The following is an 18,983-nucleotide window of genomic DNA, read 5'->3' on the forward strand; positions in this document are numbered from 1 at the left end:
ACGTCTCATATATGACCTGAGACGCCTTTTGATTATCTAAAAAATTTTACTTAACACTTACATTAGAAAGGAAAAATCGCATTTCCAGCCATATTCGCCAGCACTGACAGTGGTTCGGCATAGATACCGAGAACCAGCGTGAGGACCAGAATCAGCAGCAGGGTAACATTGGTTCCGACTGGAACCTTGATCGGCGTGCCGGAGACAGGATCGTTCATATACATGGCTTTAACCACAAGCAAATAGTAATAGACGGAAACCATGCTCATAACCAGACCGAGAATGACAAGCCATAAATAGCCCTGGTTGACGATCGAAGAGAACAAATAAAGTTTGCCGACAAAACCGGCGAGAGGCGGTATCCCTGCCATCGACAGAAGACATACCGTCAGCACGGCGGCCATAAACGGTGAACGCTGGGCAAGCCCTGCATAATCTTTAATCTCTTCACTTCCCGTATTCTGGGAGAATGTGATGACAACCGCAAAGGCACCGATCGTCGCGAGGACATACACCATCGAATAGAATGCAACTGCTTTGATCCCAGCGGAACTCACGGCGATAATCCCCGTGATGATATAGCCGGCCTGCGCAATACTCGAGTACGCAAGCATTCTCTTTATATTGGTCTGCGGAATGGCAGCAATATTTCCGATGACCATCGTCATCGCAGCCATAAACGCTAGGATAAACGTCCATTGTTCGCTGTAGCCGGGCAGCGCTTCAATCAGAATGCGGGCCAGAGCTGCAAACGAAGCCGCTTTTGAACCGGTAGCCAGGAAAGTGGTGACAGGGGTCGGGGCACCTTCGTAGACATCAGGTGACCACATATGGAAAGGCACCAGTGACACTTTAAAGCCAAGCCCCGACAGCAGGAAAATGATTCCGACAAGGATCGCCGGTGACAGTCCGTCCATCTGCCTTATGCTTTCGGCAATATCACGGATCACAAAGGTACCGGTCATGCCATAGACCAGGCTTAAGCCATACAGAAGAATTCCGGAAGAAACGGCACCGAGAACCAGGTATTTGATCCCAGCTTCAGAGGACTTGAGATCCGTCTTGTAGCCTGACAGAATATAAAACGAAATCGTCATGGTTTCCAAGGCTACATAAAGCGTCAGCAGATCTCCGGCGGAAGCCAGCACCATCATGCCGAGTGCAGCAACGAGCGTAATGACGTAGAACTCATAGTTACCGCCCATTTTTTTGACATAGACGGTCGAGGTCAGGATGACCAGAATGGCGGCTACCATAAAGAGCTGTTTAAAGAATACGGCGAAATCATCGATGATAAACATACCGTCCATCACACTGGTATTCTGTCCGTAGCTTCCGAAGCTGTATACGAAGATCACAGCAAGCCCCACGGCAATGACGTAACCAAGCCTATGCCGTTTTTCTTTGGTCAGGAACAAGCCGACAGCCAGGACCACCAGTCCAAGGAGTACAGTTGCAATTTCAGTGGTAAATAAAGACACGTTAATATTCATTACAGCGTACCTCCTATCTGGGAACCGGCCTCGACCAGTTTTTCAGCAATAGGCTCTATTCCTGAATTGACCATATCCATCAATAACGATGGGAACAAACCGAAGATTACGGTGAATGCGACCAGAACGATGACCGGAATCATATAGGAGCCTTTGATATCCATTTTTCCGTCCCATTCTGTCTTGCGTGGTCCAAACAGTACATTGGCTGCCATTCTCAGGACATAGACGGCTCCAATAATAATTCCCGTCAGGGCCAGAATCGCAGGAATCCTGATGGCAGGTTCGCTGAAAGCGCCCATAAATACGGTGAACTCAGGAACGAACGTGATTAAGCCCGGCAGTCCGGCCGAAGCCATCGTCGCTACTAGGAACACACCGGCTAGACGGGGCATCTGATGTGCAATCCCTCCGAGATCAGGGATATGTCTGGTTTTCGTTTCAGCATAGATATAGCCGACGACCGAGAAGAACAGCGCTGCCATTACACCATGCGCGAACATATTGGCAACCGCACCGTTCAAACCGATCACATTAAGCGATGCGATACCGATCAGTACGAAACCCATATGGCTCACGCTGGAATATCCGACGACATATTTCATGTCTTTTTGGGCCAGGCTGATGAACGCCGCGTAAAGCACGTTGCAGACAGCCAGGATCGCAATCAGCGGTGCCCAGAATTTAGCACCAAGCGGGAAGATAAAGATACCGATCCGGATAAGACCATAGCCGCCAATCTTTTTCAGAACACCGGCGTGAATCATGGAAACCGCAGTCGGCGCACCGGCATATCCGTCCGGGGACCATGAGTGGAACGGGAACATCGAGATCAGGGACGTAAAGCCCAGCGCCATCAAGCCAAAGATCGCAATCTGAAGATTTCTAGAGAAGTTCAGTGTCGCGAGCTTTTCAATATCAAAGGTCGGCGTTCCGAGCATATTGCCGGCCAATACATACATCCAAATCAGTCCGGCCAGAAGAAAGGCGCTTCCGATCAGTAGATAGATCGTCAGTTTCATACCGGCGTATTCTTTATTGACATCTTTGGTTTTGCTGCCGCTTCCCCAGATGATCACCATGATGTAAATCGGAATGACCACCACTTCATAGAACAAGAAGAAGATAAACAGGTCTCTGGCAATAAAAGTTCCCATGACACCGGCAATCAGGATCAGCAGCAGGATATAGAACTCTTTGGCTCTTTTCTCGATACTCCACGAACGGGAAAACACTGCTGAAAAGCCAATAACGTTGGTCAACAGCAGGAGCGGCAGGCTCAGGCCGTCGACCCCGAGCGAGTAGACAACGCCCAAATCCGTAATGAATGGAATGTCTTCTGTAAATGCAAATCCGCCGACAGCCAGGTTCTGCGTGTAGTAAATGTAATACACGAAAATGGATAGTGCCAGGGAAATGAACGTGGTGATACCGGCAACAGCTTTAATCGCATCGGATTTTTCTTTCGGAATAAAGACACTGATCAGCGCACCAATGATGGGTGCCAGTAAAATGGTGGTTAAGACAGGAAAATTCATTACTTGACACCTCCCAGCAGCCCAATATTTAGTTGACTGAAGTCTGCAGTCGTTAAAATCATGATCAGGACAATCACACCGACAAAGAAGACCATCGCATAGTGCTGAAGGTTTCCTGTATTAACTCTGCGGACAGCGTCACCCGAATCCCGGGTAAGACGTGCCAGACCATTGACAATGCCGTCGACGACAACCACATCGACCCACCACAAAATCCGGCCAAATCCATCGATGATGTGATGAATAACCCAGAGGTAAAACTCATCAATATAGTACTTATTCAGCGAAAGCTTGTACAGGAACGGTATCTTTTGGGCTACGGCTTCGGCTGAGAATGCCTTCTTCAGATAGAACAGTGCAGCCGTTCCAATTCCGATCAACGCCAACGCTGTCGACAGGATAATCAGGAACCAGTTGGCCTCCACCTCGTGGAAATGACCCAACCGGACGAAATAACCGAAAGCCTGCCCTTCTCCAAGTCCCGGCCAGCCTACCCAGCCACCGGCCAGAGAAAATACGGCAAGAATGATCAGTGGGATCGTCATGGTCTTCGGTGCTTCATGTGGATGGGCCTCGTGGCTTCTCAGTTCGCCATGGAAGCAGATGAAGAACATTCTGAACATATAAAATGCCGTCAGTAGGGCCGTCAACGCTGCCAGAATAAACAGGACCGTGTAGACGCCCTGGAACGGACCGGCAGCATGTCCCGATAACGACGAAGCAGCATAGGTGACTTCCAGGATCAGGTCCTTACTGAAGAAGCCGGCAAACGGAAAGATACCGGAAATGGCCAGGCAGCCAACCAGCATGGTCCAGTAAGTAACCGGCATGTATTTTTTCAAACCGCCGTATTTCGCAATGCTGGCTTCGTTGTGCATTGCATGAAGCACAGCGCCTGCGCACAGGAAGAGCAGCGCTTTGAAGAAAGCGTGGGTGAACAAATGAAACATACTGGCGGTAAGGCTTCCTGCTCCGAGGGCCAGCATCATATAGCCAAGCTGGGAAACCGTCGAGTAAGCCAGGATCTTTTTCATCTCGGTCTGCGTTAACGCAATGGTGGCAGCAAAGATAGCGGTAAAGCCACCGATAATCGCCACAAAGACCATTGCCGTAGGAAGCGTAATGAACAGCGTAAGCGTTCTGCCAACCAGATAGACCCCTGCGACAACCATAGTTGCCGCATGGATCAAAGCACTGACAGGTGTAGGGCCTTCCATGGCGTCGGGAAGCCAAACATGGAACGGGAACTGACCGGATTTGGCCATAGGTCCGAGGAACAGCACGATCGCGATTGCCGTCATCGCACCAGCCGAAAGGGTCGTGTACTGCGCAAAATTCGGGATCATTTCAGCGAGTTCCTGCAGATCAAGCGTTCCAAAGTTCACCTGAAGTAAAATAATGCCCAGCAGCAGGCCAAAGTCACCTGCCCGGCAGGTAATGAAAGCTTTTTTCGCTGCTTCACGCGCTGAATTTCTTTCGTACCAGAAACCAATCAGCAGATACGAACACAGGCCAACAAGTTCCCAGAATACAAACATTTGCAGAAGATTCGGTGCAATGACCAGCCCCAGCATCGAGGCGGCAAAGAGCGAAAGATAGGAATAAAAACGGGAAAACCCAGGATCTCCGTACATATAGCCAAGAGAGTAAATCTGAACTAAAGATGCGACCAGCGTCACCACGAAAAGCATCATGGCCGAGGTCGGATCGATCTGTGTTCCTACGTCGATCGCCAGTCCATGCATACTGAACCAGGTAACAACGACTTTTAAAGGATGTTCTATTAAGAATTCGCCGCGTTGAAATACGCCTATTCCAATAGCAACCGACAGTACAAACGATACAAGGATGCCCAGAATGGAAATGAAAGCGCTTAGCTTTTGCGAGGGTTTCGTCACAAAGACGATCAGAGCAAAGGCCAACGCCGGCAACAACGGAATCAACCAGGCGTTATTCAGAGCAAAATCAATCATTATAGTAAATTACACCTGCCTTTATCTTGAATTAAGACTACCATTTCATCGAATCGATATCATCCGCTTCAACCGACTTGTGCTGGCGGTAGACAGAAATAATCAAGGCCAAGCCTACCGATACTTCCGCCGCTGCCAAGGCGATCACAAAGAGTGCAAAGACGTGGCCGTGCAGAGCCGGAGCGGTGGTATATCTGTTGAAAGCAACAAGATTGATGTTGACTGAACTCAGCATGATTTCCATTCCCATGAGGATCGCAATCAGGTTTCTTTTGGCCAGAACACTGAAAAGTCCGATGAAGAAAAGAGTTCCGCTAAGAATCAGAAAATGCGGCAATCCAATATTGAATAAAAAATGGATGATACTACTCATGAGGACTTTTTCACCTCTTTCACAATAACAATCGCGCCGAGCATGGCCACCAGCAACAGTACTGCGGTCACTTCAAACGCAACGACGTATTTTGTCAGCATCAGATTGGCAATTTCCTTCGCTGTTGACTCCGGAGCTGTCATAGTCTTCAACGGCCACTTCGTTGTCAGGACCATGACTGCATTCACAACAATCATGATCAGCGAGAGCAGCGCTCCCGGAACCAGGTTCCTGGAGAACAAGTTTGTCGATTTCATATCCCCGCGTATGGTAAACATGATCGCAAAGACAACAAATATCGTGATCGCCCCGGCATAAATCAGAACCTGGGTGGCGGCCAGAAAATCAGCATGCAGCAGAACAAAAACCCCTGCAATACCCAAAAATGCTACCAGCATTAAAAGCGCACTGTGAAAGATATTTTTGCTGATGACCATCATAAGTGCCGAACCGAGGGTAACGATGGCAATTACGTAAAACATCACTGTAAAGCCCATCTACGCTTCACTCCTTTCAGCCTGAACCGACTGAGGCTCGGCTTTATAGAGGATTCTGTTAAGATCTTCCCGGAAGAAGACCGTCTGTTCAAAAGCTTGCGTATTGTACAAAGCATCTTGAGGACAGGCCTCAACACAAAATCCGCAGAAAATACAGCTTTCCATCAGCATACGATACTGAGCCAGCTTTCTTTTGTTGTTCTCATCCTTATAGCTTTCAATCGAGATAATCCCGTTGGGACAGGCGTTGACGCAAAGTCCGCATGCCGTACATTTATCCGGGGTCAGTTCAAACCATCCCCGGGAACGCTTCGGCAGGTTAGGCTTTTGCTCCGGGTACATCTCCGTGACTTTCTTTTTGAAAAAGTGTCTGATTGATATGCTTAAGCCTTTTAAAAGTCCTTGTCCGTACACGATTTCACCACCTTAACCTGCAATCATCCGGTAGACGTAAACGCCAATGCCGGTGATCACAATATTAAATAAAGTAAGCGGGATCAGGAATTTCCAGCCGATATGCATCAAATGCTCGACTTTTACCCTGACAAATGTCCATCTGACCCACATGAACAGGAAAATCATCAAGTAAATTTTAATCATCATCCAGATGAATCCCGGTATGAAGGTCAAGCCAAACGGTGCATTCCAGCCGCCGAGGAACACAACGGCTGCAATCGCCGAGACCGCAACCAGATGGGTATATTCAGCGACCATAAACAACGCATAGCGGATACCCGAATACTCGACGAAGTATCCCGCAACCAACTCCTGCTCCCCTTCCGCCAAGTCGAACGGTCCACGGTTTGTTTCCGCGATGGAACAAACAAAATAAGCGAAGAAGGCAAGAATCTGCGGAAAGACAAACCAGACGTTTTTCTGGGCATCGACAATCTCGGTAAGGCTTAAGCTTCCGGTGATCATGACGATGCCGAGCAAAGAAAAGGCCAGCGGAATTTCATAGCTGATCATCTGAGCAGCCGTTCTCATCCCGCCGAGCAGCGCGTATTTATTATTCGAAGCAAAACCGGCCATGACAAAGGCAATCGTTCCTGTAGAACCAATCGCAATAAAGTACAGTAGTCCGACATTCAAATCTTCCAGGATCATGCCTTTGCCAAGAGGAATAACGGCCCAGCCCATAATTGCCGTAAGGAATGCGCAGATACTGGCAATCTTAAATACCGGTCTGTCCACGTTTTCGGGAATGATATCCTCTTTCCCGAGCATTTTGACAATATCAACCGGGAACTGCAGAAAACCTGCAGGTCCAAGGCGGTTAGGGCCGACGCGGTCAGCGTAAAAAGCAGCAAACTTACGTTCCAGCCAGACCAGAACAATTAGGTTCGTTAGCACAAAGATAATGACAATTAAAACCAGAATGGTTTTAATCAATATTTCAGCAGGCAATGCCGGTATTCCAATCCCAACAAGCCACTGTCTGAACATATCGACCCAAACAAGAAATAGTACCATATTTTCCTCCATCTTCTGAATTCTTGTTTCTGTCTGTTAGCGGTCAATTTCTCCCAACACAATGTCTAAGGAAGCAAAAGCAACCACTGCATCCTGCAGATGCAAACCGACAGCCATTTCTTCAAAAATTGCCACATTCACAAAACAGGGAGAACAAATCCTTAAACGGTAAGGTTTGGCTGTACCATCACTCACAATATGGAAACCAAGATGCCCTTTGGAATGCTCGATACGGTGATAGACTTCTCCGGCAGGAGGTTTAATTATTTTCGGGACCTTGGCCAGAACTGGACCTTCCGGAATTTCTCTATAAGCCTGTTCTAAAATTTTGACGCTTTCAGCCATCTCTTCCATACGAACAATATAACGATCAAACGTATCCCCAGTCTGACGGACCGGCACATTGAATTTGAAACGGTCATAAATTCCGTAGGGCTCGTCCCGGCGCAGGTCATAATCAATGCCTGAAGCCCTGGCCGAAGGACCGGATATCCCGTAAATCAAAGCTTTTTCGCGGGAAAGCGGGGCAACCCCCTTTGTACGGGCCTGGAATATCTCATTGCCTGTTAAAATACCGTGGTACTCTTCCATGCATTTCGGCATGATATCGAGCAGTTTGCGCAGGGCAGGCATAAATTCTTCGTTCAGATCAGCAGCAACGCCACCAAACCGCATATAATTCGGCATCATGCGGCTACCGGTTGCCATTTCAAATAAATCTAGAATTGTGTCTCTCTCGCGGAACCCATAAGTCCAAGGTGTGAAACCGGCCATGTCCAGCGCCATCGAGGAATAAAATACCAGGTGGCTGGCAATACGCTGAAGTTCCGCCATCATCACCCGGATATATTCAGCCCGTTCAGGAACCTGATCGGAAATACCCATCAATTTTTCCACCGCACGGACATAAGCCTCTTCATTCAATATGCCTGAAACATAGTCCAGCCGTCCGTTGTACGGAATAAACTGGGTATAGGTGCGGGACTCCGCTAATTTTTCAATGCCGCGGTGCAGATAACCGATATGGTTCACGCACTTGGTAATATATTCGCCCTGCATCGTGAACACACCGCGATACACCCCGTGCGTACTGGGGTGCTGAGGACCAAAGTTTAAGTTCATCTCCTGGGTTCTTATGTCATTCATTCTTACACCTCAAATTCTGTTTCGCATTTTGGTGTTTAATCAGCCTGCTGCGTAAAATCTTTGCGCAAAGGATGTCCGGCAAAGTCCTCCGGCAGCAGAATTCTTCTGAGATCAGGATGATCATTAAATAGAATCCCCATCAAATCGAAAACTTCCCTTTCGTGTACCTGAGCCGCTTTCCAGACAGAACTGACCGACGGTACCCAGCAGGGATTCTCTTTGCTTATTTCCACTTTTACAGTCAAATAATGCTTATGCTCAATCGAAAACAGGTGATAGATCACAGTGAAGTTTTCCGGATAATCCACAGAGCTCAGATTCATCAGAACATCGAATTTGTACTGTGGATTTTCCCTAAGTTTCTGCATGGTCTCCACAAGCTTCAAGCGGGGTACTTTTATGGAAGCTTCCGTATTGTCCTCAAAGACTTCCGCTTGCGCATCCATCTTCTCATTAAGAAAGGCAACCAGCGCTTGACGATCAATCTTTTTATCCATTCTGCATGATCCTCTCCTTGTTGTTCTCAGCGAACTTTCTGGGATTCGTCACTTTTTTCCGCAGCTCGAGAAGTCCGTAGAACAGTGCTTCCGGTCTCGGCGGACAGCCCGGTACGTAGACATCTACCGGCAAGAACGTATCGGCTCCTTTCACAACACTATAGGAGTCTTTGAACGGACCACCGCTGATCGCGCAACTGCCCATTGCCAGCACGTATTTCGGTTCGGCCATTTGTTCATACAGTCGGGCAACAATCGGTTCCATTTTTTTCGTGACTGTGCCCGCGATAATCAGAAGGTCGCACTGACGCGGCGAAGGTCTGAATACTTCGGACCCGAAACGCGCGATGTCATAGCGGGCATCTCCGGCCGCCATCATTTCAAACGCACAGCAGGCCAGACCGAACGTCAGCGGCCAGAAGGACCGGGAGCGGCACCAGTTCAGCGCATCTTCGATCTTGCACATGATAATATTGTTTGGCATCTCATATTCCGGCACTTCAACTTTATAGTTTTTCTTAACTACATCCATTCCAGAGCGCCCTCCTTCCAAGCATAGGCAAAGCCAAGAATGAGAATCGCAATGAAGATCACCATCTCAACAATAGCAAACAAGCCCAGATTTTGGAATAACATGGCCCAAGGATAGAGGAAAATTGTTTCAACATCAAAAACCACAAAAATTAAAGCATACATAAAGTAACTAATTTTGAAACGAATCCACGTATCCCCCTGGGTATCAAGGCCACACTCGTAAGTCAACAATTTTGCCTTGGTTGGATTGCTAGGACAGAGCAGCCTCTGAACCACCAGCAGAATTACTGGGAATACAATTCCCCACGCTAAAATTACTGCGATCCCTGCGTAGTTAATTAACATTGTCTACCCCCTCTATATATAAATGAAAATGAATTTAGATTCTCACCAGAGAATTATTGCAAGATGCGTGCCAGAAGTATCCGACACTCAACTTATAAAAATAAAGGCCCAAATACAGGCTTTTTCTCAAATTGTTAAAGCCTGGTAAAAACAAAATATCATTCCGAAAAATTCATAAGTGTACAATTTATTTTCAATTTGATCAATTGAAACAAAAAAGAGATGGTAATCTCAGTCTTTATTATACCATCCCTCTCCTATGATCTCATTATCAACTATTAAGAATAAAAAACCTTAGGTCTATTTTGTTTTCCAAAGCCCATGCAGATTGCAGTATTCCCTGACCTCGAGAACGGCTGCAATATCTACTGGGAAAAAAGCCTCAGGCTTCTGTCCTGGTTTTAGCTCGGCACGACAGATTTTATCTGCAGTCAGAACTTCAATAAACTGAATAAAATGTTTTTCTTCCATGGGGTGCTCAATGCTGCCAACCGTTACTTTAATGCCCTTTTCTGTTGGCTGGACCATCGGAAGATGTTTTTCCAAACCCATATCTTCTGAACGTCCCTCAAGCTTTTCCATGGGCTGACCGCAGCATACCAAGGCCGGGGCCCCTGTGTGAACAATCTCCACAACATTGCCACAGACGTTGCACTTGTAGATCTCTCTTAAATTCGTCATAGGATATTTCCCTCCAATTTCTCTTTCATTTCTTCCAGTTGATCCTCTTCCGGAATATATTGGATCCTGATATTTTCCAGGGTTTCAAAACCGCAGTCCTTCAGATACTGCTCGACTTGCCCGATACTCTGGCCGCTCCAGCCATAAGAACCGAACGCCAGTCCAATTCTGTCTTTCGGAGCCAGACCCTTAAGATAGGTTAAGAAACTGGCTACACTCGGCATCAAATTATTATTCAGGGTCGGTGAGCCGACGCAGATATATTTTGCTGTGATCACTTCAGTCATAATATCTGAAATATGGTTATTTTTTAGATCCATAAACCGGACGTTATAGCCCTTTTTCTCAAATACATCGCTGATGCTCTCCGCAATGATCTCCGTTGCGTTCCACATCGTGTCATAGACGATCACGGCCTTTTTCTCCGTGGCATTCGTGGACCATTTTTGATACTCACTAAGAATTGCCGGGATGTTGGAGCGCCAGATCAGTCCATGGCTGGTCGCAATTACCTCAACATCCAGTCCGCCTAAGGTTCCTAAAGCTTTTTGGACCTGACCGCCGTACGGCAGGACAATATTCGCGTAATATTTCCTGGCTTCTTCCAGGATGACCCCAAGCTGGAGTTCATCATCAAATCTCTCGGTTGAAGCAATATGCTGGCCGAAAGCATCATTCGAGAACAGAATTTTATCTTCCTCAAGGTAGGTCACCATATTATCCGGCCAGTGTACCATTGGGGTCTGGACGAAAGTTAGATTCCTCTTGCCGATATTCAGGACATCTCCTGATTTGACAATCCGATAGTTCCAGTCTTCCTGGAAATGCGCCTTGAGCCCTTTTTCCCCATTGGGGGACGTGACCAGGGTTGCCTTGGCGGCAATCTCCATGATTTCCGGCAAGCTTCCTGAATGATCCTGCTCGACATGATTGGAGATAACATAATCAATATCTGCTGGGTCAATTACGTCCGAAATCCGTTCCAGCATTTCGTCAAAAAGGTAATGTTTTACCGTATCAATTAATGTAATTTTCTCATCAATGATCAGATAGGCATTATATGTACTGCCCCTTTGAGTCAGATACCCATGAAAATTTCTGATGTTCCAGTCAATTCCGCCTACCCAGTATACATTCTCCTTAATTTGAATTGCTTTTATAGGAATCACCTCATATCTTTGTCTTGATATTCCCTTCCTGGAATTCACATTTATTGATTATTTTTTCTTAAAACTAGTTTATAATATTTTTATTATTTTTTCAATATCTTATTTATTAGGAATCATTATAACATAAAGTTATTTTTAGTCATTAGGCAAATTATTCAGTGAAAAAAGGAAATCATCACGCCCTTCAAGAATATATCTTCAAATACAATGGAAGACTCTATTTTTGCATGACAAAGGAGGATGAACACATGTCTTGTTTTAATCTTATGGCTGTAGCTGTTAACCATAGGGCGAAAAATGCTGCCGAAGTACAGGGCGTCTTGACAAAATATGGTTGTTTGATCACCGTAAGACTAGGTCTTCATGAGGGCGGTAATGTATGTTCGGACTCAGGGTTAATCATTCTTCAGCTTTCCGGTACTCCCGAACAAACAGAATCTTTTGCTGGAGATTTGAACTCGATTCCCGGCGTCAACGCCAAATTTATCGAGATCTGCACCGAGTAAGAAACCTACTTTTAATCTTTTGTCATTTTTTACTTTTTTACAAATTATGCTAAATTATTTACACCTTTTGTAATCAGATAAAGATACGAATACTACGATAGAGTCGAAAAGGAGGTATCATTTATGTCGAAAACCCAAGTAAGCGAATTATTAAAAATTCTTGACAGAGAAATTATGACAAAAAAAATACTCTCCGAACTGAATAATTATATCAATTTGAAAGACTCAATCATTGCGGTTATGAAGCATTTAAAGCAGATCACTAATTGTGACGCTATCGGTATTCGCATATATGATGGCAAAGATTATCCCTTTTATGCCTGCGAAGGCTTGCCTGAGATGCGAATTTCTGAAGAACCACCCCTGTGTTCCGTAAACCCTGAACTCAAAATCCTGAAGCTCTCTCAGGATGAATTCTGGTCTACAAAGTGTGTCTGCATGGATGTTATCCACGGAAAAGCAGACAGGAACATTCCTTTTTTCACTTCTCTGGGAAGCTTCTGGGCCAATGATCTGCCTTCTGTCCTTAAAACCAAGGATAAACATTGTATTGCGGCTGGCTTTAAATCTGTGGCTTTGATCCGTATCATGGCCAGGGATAACTGTATCGGTCTGATTCAGTTGTTGTGCAAGTCAGCGCCGTTTTATCTTGATATGATTCTTTACCTCGAAATGGTAGGGACCTACATCGGCATGGCTATCAACAACAGTCTGACCTATGCCCGTATGAAGGAAGCCTACGATTCTCTGAATCAGCTCATCCCGATATGTTCAAGCTGCAAAAAAATTAATACGGAAGAAGAAAATTGGATCACAATTGAAGAATACCTATTCCAGCAGACTGGTTCTGAATTCACCCATACTATTTGCCCTGAGTGCATTGAAAAATTGTATCCTGCGCTCTATCATAAACTCAAGGAAAAGGAAAATAAAGAAGAAGCGTTTAAAGCTATGTAATTACAATACCATTATGAAGGTAAGTCTGAGGACCACAATAGCCGCGTGCCACGGATGGCACAATACAAAAAGCCGCGCTCCGCATCGTGCTCCGCTCACAGCGGAACTGTGGCCCCCAGACTGATATCATAGGATAACTTGCTGAAAGCCCAGAGATTTTGGAATGTTAGCGAGGATTCCTGTTCAAATCTACACTACCCAAAAAAGAAAGACATCATATGAAATGACATCTTTCTTTAGCCAAGCTTAGTTACCGTATAATGTTTAATAGTTCTGTGCAATCACTTCAAAGTACGCTTGCGGGTGGTCACAAACCGGGCAGGTCTCAGGCGCTTCAGTCCCTACATGAATATGTCCGCAATTACGGCATTTCCAGGCCGTATTTTGTTTTTTTGCAAATACTTCCTTGTTCTGCAGATTCAGCAACAGCTGTTTGTATCTTTCCTCATGTTCTTTTTCTATTTTTCCAACGCCGTCGAATAATGCGGCAATGTCATCAAATCCTTCTTCTCTGGCCTCTTCCGCCATTCTGGCGTACATGCTGGTCCATTCTTCTCTTTCCCCTGCGGCAGCTGCGACCAGATTTTCCGTCGTGCAGCCAATTCCCTGGAGTTTCTTAAACCAAATCTTCGCATGTTCTTTTTCATTTTCTGCTGTCTCTAAAAAGATGGCGGCAATCTGCTCGTAACCCTCTTTCTTGGCAGCAGATGCGAAATAGGTATATTTGTTTCTCGCCTGTGATTCTCCGGCAAAAGCCTCCATTAAATTTTTCTCTGTCTTTGAACCTTTTAAATCTTTCATTTCATTACTCCTCTCTAACTTTTTCAACTGGCGCCAAGTACCTTGTCAACTCAGCGGGAACATGTAGATTTGGACTGATATGGTGCTAGACAATTGATCTAATATTTGAGGACCTAGAAAAAATTTTAAATGATTCAAAACAATTTTGCAATAGTTTTTTATAATAATTATCAATTTAATATGATTATTTATACCACGTAATTCTTCAACACACCTATCTTCTCAATATGAGCTTCTACCCTGTCTCCAGGGTTCATTGCTCCGATCCCGCCAGGTGTTCCGGTCATAATAACGTCGCCTGGCAGCAAGGTCATGATTGCCGACAGATATTCCACGAGCTCAAAACATCTGAAAACCAGATTCTTTGTGTTGGAGTTTTGGCGTACTTTCCCGTTCAGGGTAAGCTTGACGGCCAAGTTGTCAGGATTAGCGATATCAGTCTCAATCCATGGTCCCAGCGGACAAAATGTATCAAAACCTTTTGCTCTTGACCATTGACCGTCTTTATTTTGAAGATCCCTGGCAGTCACATCATTTCCGACCGTATAACCAAAGATATATTCAACGGCTTTGCTTTGCGCCACATTTTTTGCTTTTTTGCCAATCACGATCGCCAGCTCCGCTTCATAATGCAGGTTTTGCGTTTGAGGCGGATAGACAATATTCTCTTCAGGTCCAATCACACTCGTAGAAGGCTTAAGAAACAGCAAAGGTTCCGCAGGAATGGGCTTGCCAAATTCAATCGCATGATCCCGGTAATTCAATCCGACACATAATACCTTGGACGGTTCAACAGGTGCCAGAAGATGCACATCTTCCAGCGAACATATCCGGTCCGTTACCTCATAAACTCCAAAAATATCCCCTTTGACATAGCGGATCATCTGACCTGTCAATACGCCGTACCTAACCTGGTTTTCTGCATCCGTGAATCTAAGAAATTTCATGCGTCTTTACTCCCCTCTATGATTGCCTTAACCCATGACATACCGGTAAATAAAAAGATAATGCACGATACTCCCTGCTAATATAAAAAGATGAAATATTTCATGGAACCCAAACTTTCCCAGTCTGATCCGCTGAGGTTTCACAGCATAAAAAACCGATCCGACAGAATATAACAGTCCTCCTAAGATTAGAAGAAATAAGCCCTGGCCAGGCATAGCCAGAGAAATTGGGTAAATAAAGAATACGGCAATCCAGCCCAGAAGCAAATAAAAAGCGGTATATAACCAGCGGGGAGCATTGAACCAGACAAGCTTTAAGACGATCCCTAAAACGGCCAGCGTCCAGATCCCGATCAGCAAGCCCATTCCCAGTGCACCCTGCAATGTGATCAGACAAATCGGCGTATATGTACCTGCGATCAGAACATAGATCATACAATGATCGATTTTTCGCAGCGTACGGATGACCTGTGCGCTGGAGACTACCCAGTGATAGATCATCGAAGCAGAATAAAGCAGAATAAGACTCCCCCCAAAGACCAGGGCAGAACCCAAATAGGCCATACTGTCATGTTCCAGCGACCGCAGTAGAAGCAGAACCAGCCCGGAAAGCGAAAGTACAGCCCCGAGCATATGGGACATTGAATTGATCGGTTCCCGAATTCTTAAAAACATTTCTTACACTCCCGCTGAAGATTTATTCTGGTATAGAATGTCAAAAACTGTGTAGATACAAAATGAGGCGGGAAACCCGCCTCATTTTTTATTTTTGCAGTGACTTTGGTGTCTTTGGCTGATACGCCCAAAAACCACAGGCAAAGACAGAACTTGCAGTAGCGAGGAGTACGAGCATGGACGCCATCAGTGTGTAGAGAATTTTCTTCATGTTGTTATCCCCCTTTTTTTATTAAATACAGGCAGAAGGGTCATCGTCTGGAAAACGATCCCCAATACTGCACTGGTATTTACCAGGAAGTTATTACTGACTAACACTACACCAATCGTCAGGATAACGAAACCTATGGAAATAATCTTAAGTTTTCTTCTGAAATTTTGAGAGTGAATAGGTTTGGCCTCACAGTCCACCGGAGCAAGAATAGCAACTAGGGCTAAAGAAAACAGTAAAACGGCCAGGAGAACACCGGAACTCTGGAAACCGTAGTTAACAATTTCCTTGGCAATAACACCAAGACTAGAATAAACTACCGCCCCAAAAGCCAGACACTTTAGCGGCGTATCGAAATGAGCCCCACCGGATACTCTCCGTAGAAATCCCCCGAAAACAGCAGCGATGACCGTGGGTACCAAGGCTTTAAAAAGAAAGGCCATTCCCATTATTGCCAGAAAACCCAGCACTGTTAAAACAAGTGACTCAATACCATAAGCTACGATTTCTTTTTTATCGTTATCAAAATCCAGTTCAGCTGTCATATTACGGGAAATACGCTCGCTGATTTGAGAGAGATCCATTTTCTTCCCCCCTGGTATACTTATCTTCTAACATGTTTTTTTACTTTTAAAATGATTAAACTCGCTATGAATAAAACAAATACTTGAGGTAAAGTAATAAATATCCTTAATCCAACATCTGTGTTTAGCATCTCAGCTGAAACGTGAAATAATGGCATTAACAAAGCTAAACAAACTGTCTCACTAATAATTAAGGCTAAAAAGCTAAGAAGGCTTGCTACCAAACCAGCATAAAAATTACTCTTACCCCAAACAAACAAAAGAACAAATAAAAAGACCAACATAATCACAGTGTGTAAGCCAAACAGAATTGAAAAAACCCGAAGTAAATAAGAGGTCAAAGCCAAAATTATCCCCATGGAAACAATTTTTTTCCAAGCAAAAGGCATGTCTGCAATAATATAGGCTAAAGTGACAACAGCGATCTGCTCCGGTATTCCTTGCAAAATGAGTGCTATTATCGGAATTTTCATTGATTTCCTCCTTTGGCATTATATGCATCTAAATTCTACAGCTTTGGTATTTTCCCTTTATTAATCTCAAAAATATTTCATAAGTCCTATAGTTTTTTGTAGTCCGGCAACTCAATCGTTAGATCTGTTCATTTTCATTATTGCTATAATTATTAAGCGGGAAAGTAATAAAAAATGTGGTCCCCTCCTCTCCTGTCAAAAATTCAAGCCTGGCTTGATGTCTGCGCACAATACCTAAAGAAATCGCAAGGCCTAAGCCTGTCCCATTCTCTTTCGTCGTAACGAACGGTGTACCCAGAGTATCCTGAACACTCTGGGGAATCCCTTTACCATGGTCTTGGATTGCCAGAACGACCCCTTCCTGAACCTGGTACGTTTTGATGTAGACCTTTCCCTTCGTAGCAGTCTCTTCCAGAGCATTTCGGACTAAATTAAGGATAAGTTGTTTAATCTCTGACTCATTGAGATCAATGCTTGGAATATCATTCAATTCCAAAAGCAGCTCTTTGCCTGAACTATTCGCATCAGCCTGCAGCATTGGGTACAACCGGTTAATAATGTTGTTGATATTCTCCTCTTTTGTTCCTTCAGCACTAACTTTGGCCACAGATAGAAAATCGGTAAGGATCTCATTGGCTCTGTCAATCTCCGTAATCATCAGATCCATGTATTCTATCTTAAGTTCCGAATCAGACTGGCCCTCCAGCAGTTGCAGAAAGCCCCTGACCGTACTCAGCGGATTTCTGACTTCATGGCTGATCCCTGCCGCCATTTGTCCGATCAGGTTGAGCCGCTCTAGACGCTGCATTTCTCTGTCTCTTTGTTTCAGCTCAGTGATATTCCTGACAAAAACTGTGAGGCCTTGTTTAAACGGGTAGGCATGATACTGAAAATATTTATTTTCCGGAGAGATATATTCCTCCCAATGCAGAGAGATATTCTCTTCTAAAGCCCGTTTCAGGTTGACATGCGTTGCAGAATCAGCTAACACACTGTAAACGTCCCAAATATTTCTTCCAATCAGGTCTTCAAGATCGTGTCCCATGTTTCTCTTCATCTCTTTATTGACATAGGTAATGCACCACTCTCTGTCCAAAGCAAAGAATCCGTCACCAATGCCCTCCATGATGGTCAGGAGTTTGTCATTAGAGCTTTCCAATTCGATATTCAATTGATACAAGTTTTCCAGGTGATTTCTGATCTCTTCAAATACCGGTTGAAGTTCCGGCAGCCTTTCCAGGTCCTCCACGTTTTCCAGACTGTTGCTTTTTATTGTATGGGCAAAGGACTCCAATGAAGCCTTGATTCTGACAATATTCTTTTTAATAATGGCCAGAACAATGATCCAGAGAATAATGCTTGGGATCAGCACTTTAGCATATTTAAACGATGACAGATAAAAGATATTATTGGTTCCCATCTCGGCCCAGGTGTAACCAATCACTGTATTCTTGTAATAAGATGGTATCGCAACCGCAACAATGCCTTGACCATTCCAATCAATGACGCCCGTTTGATTGACAAATTTCATAGTCCCGGATTGAAAAATCTTAGCGGAGATCCCAGCATCAAAGTGATTCGTAGCGACAGATTCCACACTAGGTGCAAAAATAATATTCTGATCCATTTCCTTGTCAAAATAACCTATACGGATATTGGAATACTTCGCGGAAAGGTCAGCAATATCTTGTCCGAGCAACGTATTGATTTTTACTATCTTTTCTTCTGCTGAAAGATTGTCATTATTCTTATAAAGCTGGATATCCGTATATTGCGCCTGGATTTGATTTTCTAAAACTGATGCTACACCCATCAGTTCAAACTCCTTCTTTAAAACCTCTTCATTCCAGTAAATATTTGTAATAAAAAAATACAAGATAAGAAAGATACAGAACATAAGCAAAGTTATCTTAATCATCGTCGACTGAATAATTGATTTACTGAATCCCATTTTTCTACCTCTTTCCACAAATGCCAATAACGTTTCAAAATATGCTCACTTGTGTAAACAGCTAATTATATATTACTTGTTGATATTACTTTCCATTATTTCAGAACTTTGGCATTAATTCAATAAGTTTCTTAAGAATAAGAAGCAAGAAACTGCAAA

General features: G+C 44.6%; 22 protein-coding genes. 2 read left to right on the forward strand and 20 right to left on the reverse strand.

Features of this window, described 5'->3' with window-relative positions; translation table 11 throughout:
* Positions 1-62: 62 nt before the first annotated feature.
* The 13 genes from NC238_17510 to NC238_17570 form a co-directional block, all read right to left on the reverse strand.
* Positions 63-1,493 (reverse strand): NADH-quinone oxidoreductase subunit N, encoded by a 1,431-nt coding sequence (locus tag NC238_17510; protein MCM1567707.1) that lies wholly within the window; start codon positions 1,491-1,493, stop codon positions 63-65.
* Positions 1,493-3,031: an NADH-quinone oxidoreductase subunit M gene (locus tag NC238_17515; protein MCM1567708.1), complete on the reverse strand. Its 1,539-nt coding sequence runs from the start codon at positions 3,029-3,031 to the stop codon at positions 1,493-1,495. The genes NC238_17510 and NC238_17515 overlap by 1 nt, the downstream gene beginning before the upstream one ends.
* Entirely contained in the window at positions 3,031-5,004 is a 1,974-nt protein-coding gene (gene nuoL, locus NC238_17520) for an NADH-quinone oxidoreductase subunit L (GenBank protein ID MCM1567709.1), read from the reverse strand. The genes NC238_17515 and nuoL overlap by 1 nt, the downstream gene beginning before the upstream one ends.
* Before the next feature lie 37 nt (positions 5,005-5,041).
* On the reverse strand, positions 5,042-5,377 hold the full coding sequence (gene nuoK / locus NC238_17525) for an NADH-quinone oxidoreductase subunit NuoK (protein ID MCM1567710.1): 336 nt from the start codon (positions 5,375-5,377) through the stop codon (positions 5,042-5,044).
* Positions 5,374-5,874, reverse strand: coding sequence for an NADH-quinone oxidoreductase subunit J (locus NC238_17530; GenBank protein ID MCM1567711.1), 501 nt, complete (start codon positions 5,872-5,874; stop codon positions 5,374-5,376). The genes nuoK and NC238_17530 overlap by 4 nt, the downstream gene beginning before the upstream one ends.
* Entirely contained in the window at positions 5,875-6,288 is a 414-nt protein-coding gene (locus tag NC238_17535; protein MCM1567712.1) for an NADH-quinone oxidoreductase subunit I, read from the reverse strand. It lies immediately after the preceding gene.
* Positions 6,289-6,300: 12 nt separating this feature from the next.
* Positions 6,301-7,347 carry an NADH-quinone oxidoreductase subunit NuoH gene (gene nuoH, locus NC238_17540; protein ID MCM1567713.1) on the reverse strand — a complete coding sequence of 349 codons (1,047 nt, stop codon included), beginning with the start codon at positions 7,345-7,347 and terminating at the stop codon, positions 6,301-6,303.
* 36 nt (positions 7,348-7,383) lie between these two features.
* Positions 7,384-8,493, reverse strand: a complete 1,110-nt coding sequence (locus NC238_17545; GenBank protein ID MCM1567714.1) for an NADH-quinone oxidoreductase subunit D — start codon at positions 8,491-8,493, stop codon at positions 7,384-7,386.
* Between the two features lie 35 nt (positions 8,494-8,528).
* Positions 8,529-8,990, reverse strand: a complete 462-nt coding sequence (locus tag NC238_17550) for an NADH-quinone oxidoreductase subunit C (protein MCM1567715.1) — start codon at positions 8,988-8,990, stop codon at positions 8,529-8,531.
* The gene (locus NC238_17555) at positions 8,983-9,522 is read right to left on the reverse strand and encodes an NADH-quinone oxidoreductase subunit B (GenBank protein ID MCM1567716.1); all 540 of its coding nucleotides are present in this window, start codon (positions 9,520-9,522) and stop codon (positions 8,983-8,985) included. The genes NC238_17550 and NC238_17555 overlap by 8 nt, the downstream gene beginning before the upstream one ends.
* On the reverse strand, positions 9,513-9,869 hold the full coding sequence (locus NC238_17560; protein MCM1567717.1) for an NADH-quinone oxidoreductase subunit A: 357 nt from the start codon (positions 9,867-9,869) through the stop codon (positions 9,513-9,515). Before NC238_17560 ends, NC238_17555 begins: the two co-directional genes overlap by 10 nt.
* Positions 9,870-10,169: 300 nt before the next feature.
* Positions 10,170-10,550: a desulfoferrodoxin gene (locus tag NC238_17565; GenBank protein ID MCM1567718.1), complete on the reverse strand. Its 381-nt coding sequence runs from the start codon at positions 10,548-10,550 to the stop codon at positions 10,170-10,172.
* Entirely contained in the window at positions 10,547-11,719 is a 1,173-nt protein-coding gene (locus NC238_17570) for an FprA family A-type flavoprotein (GenBank protein ID MCM1567719.1), read from the reverse strand. The genes NC238_17565 and NC238_17570 overlap by 4 nt, the downstream gene beginning before the upstream one ends.
* Before the next feature lie 248 nt (positions 11,720-11,967).
* On the opposite strand from NC238_17570, the gene NC238_17575 reads away from it, so the two are divergent.
* Both NC238_17575 and NC238_17580 read left to right on the forward strand, forming a co-directional pair.
* Positions 11,968-12,225 carry a hypothetical protein gene (locus tag NC238_17575; GenBank protein MCM1567720.1) on the forward strand — a complete coding sequence of 86 codons (258 nt, stop codon included), beginning with the start codon at positions 11,968-11,970 and terminating at the stop codon, positions 12,223-12,225.
* 123 nt (positions 12,226-12,348) lie between these two features.
* On the forward strand, positions 12,349-13,182 hold the full coding sequence (locus NC238_17580) for a histidine kinase (protein MCM1567721.1): 834 nt from the start codon (positions 12,349-12,351) through the stop codon (positions 13,180-13,182).
* A gap of 264 nt (positions 13,183-13,446) precedes the next feature.
* On the opposite strand, the gene NC238_17585 is transcribed toward NC238_17580, so the two are convergent.
* From NC238_17585 to NC238_17615, 7 genes are all read right to left on the reverse strand, one after another.
* Positions 13,447-13,983 carry a rubrerythrin family protein gene (locus NC238_17585; GenBank protein MCM1567722.1) on the reverse strand — a complete coding sequence of 179 codons (537 nt, stop codon included), beginning with the start codon at positions 13,981-13,983 and terminating at the stop codon, positions 13,447-13,449.
* A gap of 188 nt (positions 13,984-14,171) precedes the next feature.
* A complete protein-coding gene (locus NC238_17590) occupies positions 14,172-14,930 on the reverse strand; it encodes a fumarylacetoacetate hydrolase family protein (protein ID MCM1567723.1) in 759 nt (252 codons plus the stop codon).
* Between the two features lie 27 nt (positions 14,931-14,957).
* On the reverse strand, positions 14,958-15,605 hold the full coding sequence (locus NC238_17595) for a hemolysin III family protein (protein ID MCM1567724.1): 648 nt from the start codon (positions 15,603-15,605) through the stop codon (positions 14,958-14,960).
* Between the two features lie 88 nt (positions 15,606-15,693).
* Positions 15,694-15,816 (reverse strand): cyclic lactone autoinducer peptide, encoded by a 123-nt coding sequence (locus NC238_17600; protein ID MCM1567725.1) that lies wholly within the window; start codon positions 15,814-15,816, stop codon positions 15,694-15,696.
* The gene (locus NC238_17605; GenBank protein ID MCM1567726.1) at positions 15,813-16,400 is read right to left on the reverse strand and encodes an accessory gene regulator B family protein; all 588 of its coding nucleotides are present in this window, start codon (positions 16,398-16,400) and stop codon (positions 15,813-15,815) included. The genes NC238_17600 and NC238_17605 overlap by 4 nt, the downstream gene beginning before the upstream one ends.
* A gap of 20 nt (positions 16,401-16,420) precedes the next feature.
* The gene (locus NC238_17610) at positions 16,421-16,873 is read right to left on the reverse strand and encodes a hypothetical protein (GenBank protein ID MCM1567727.1); all 453 of its coding nucleotides are present in this window, start codon (positions 16,871-16,873) and stop codon (positions 16,421-16,423) included.
* Between the two features lie 118 nt (positions 16,874-16,991).
* A complete protein-coding gene (locus NC238_17615) occupies positions 16,992-18,824 on the reverse strand; it encodes an ATP-binding protein (GenBank protein ID MCM1567728.1) in 1,833 nt (610 codons plus the stop codon).
* Positions 18,825-18,983: the final 159 nt, after the last annotated feature.

Source organism: Dehalobacter sp., assembly GCA_023667845.1.
Taxonomy (GTDB): Bacteria; Bacillota; Desulfitobacteriia; order Desulfitobacteriales; family Syntrophobotulaceae; genus Dehalobacter.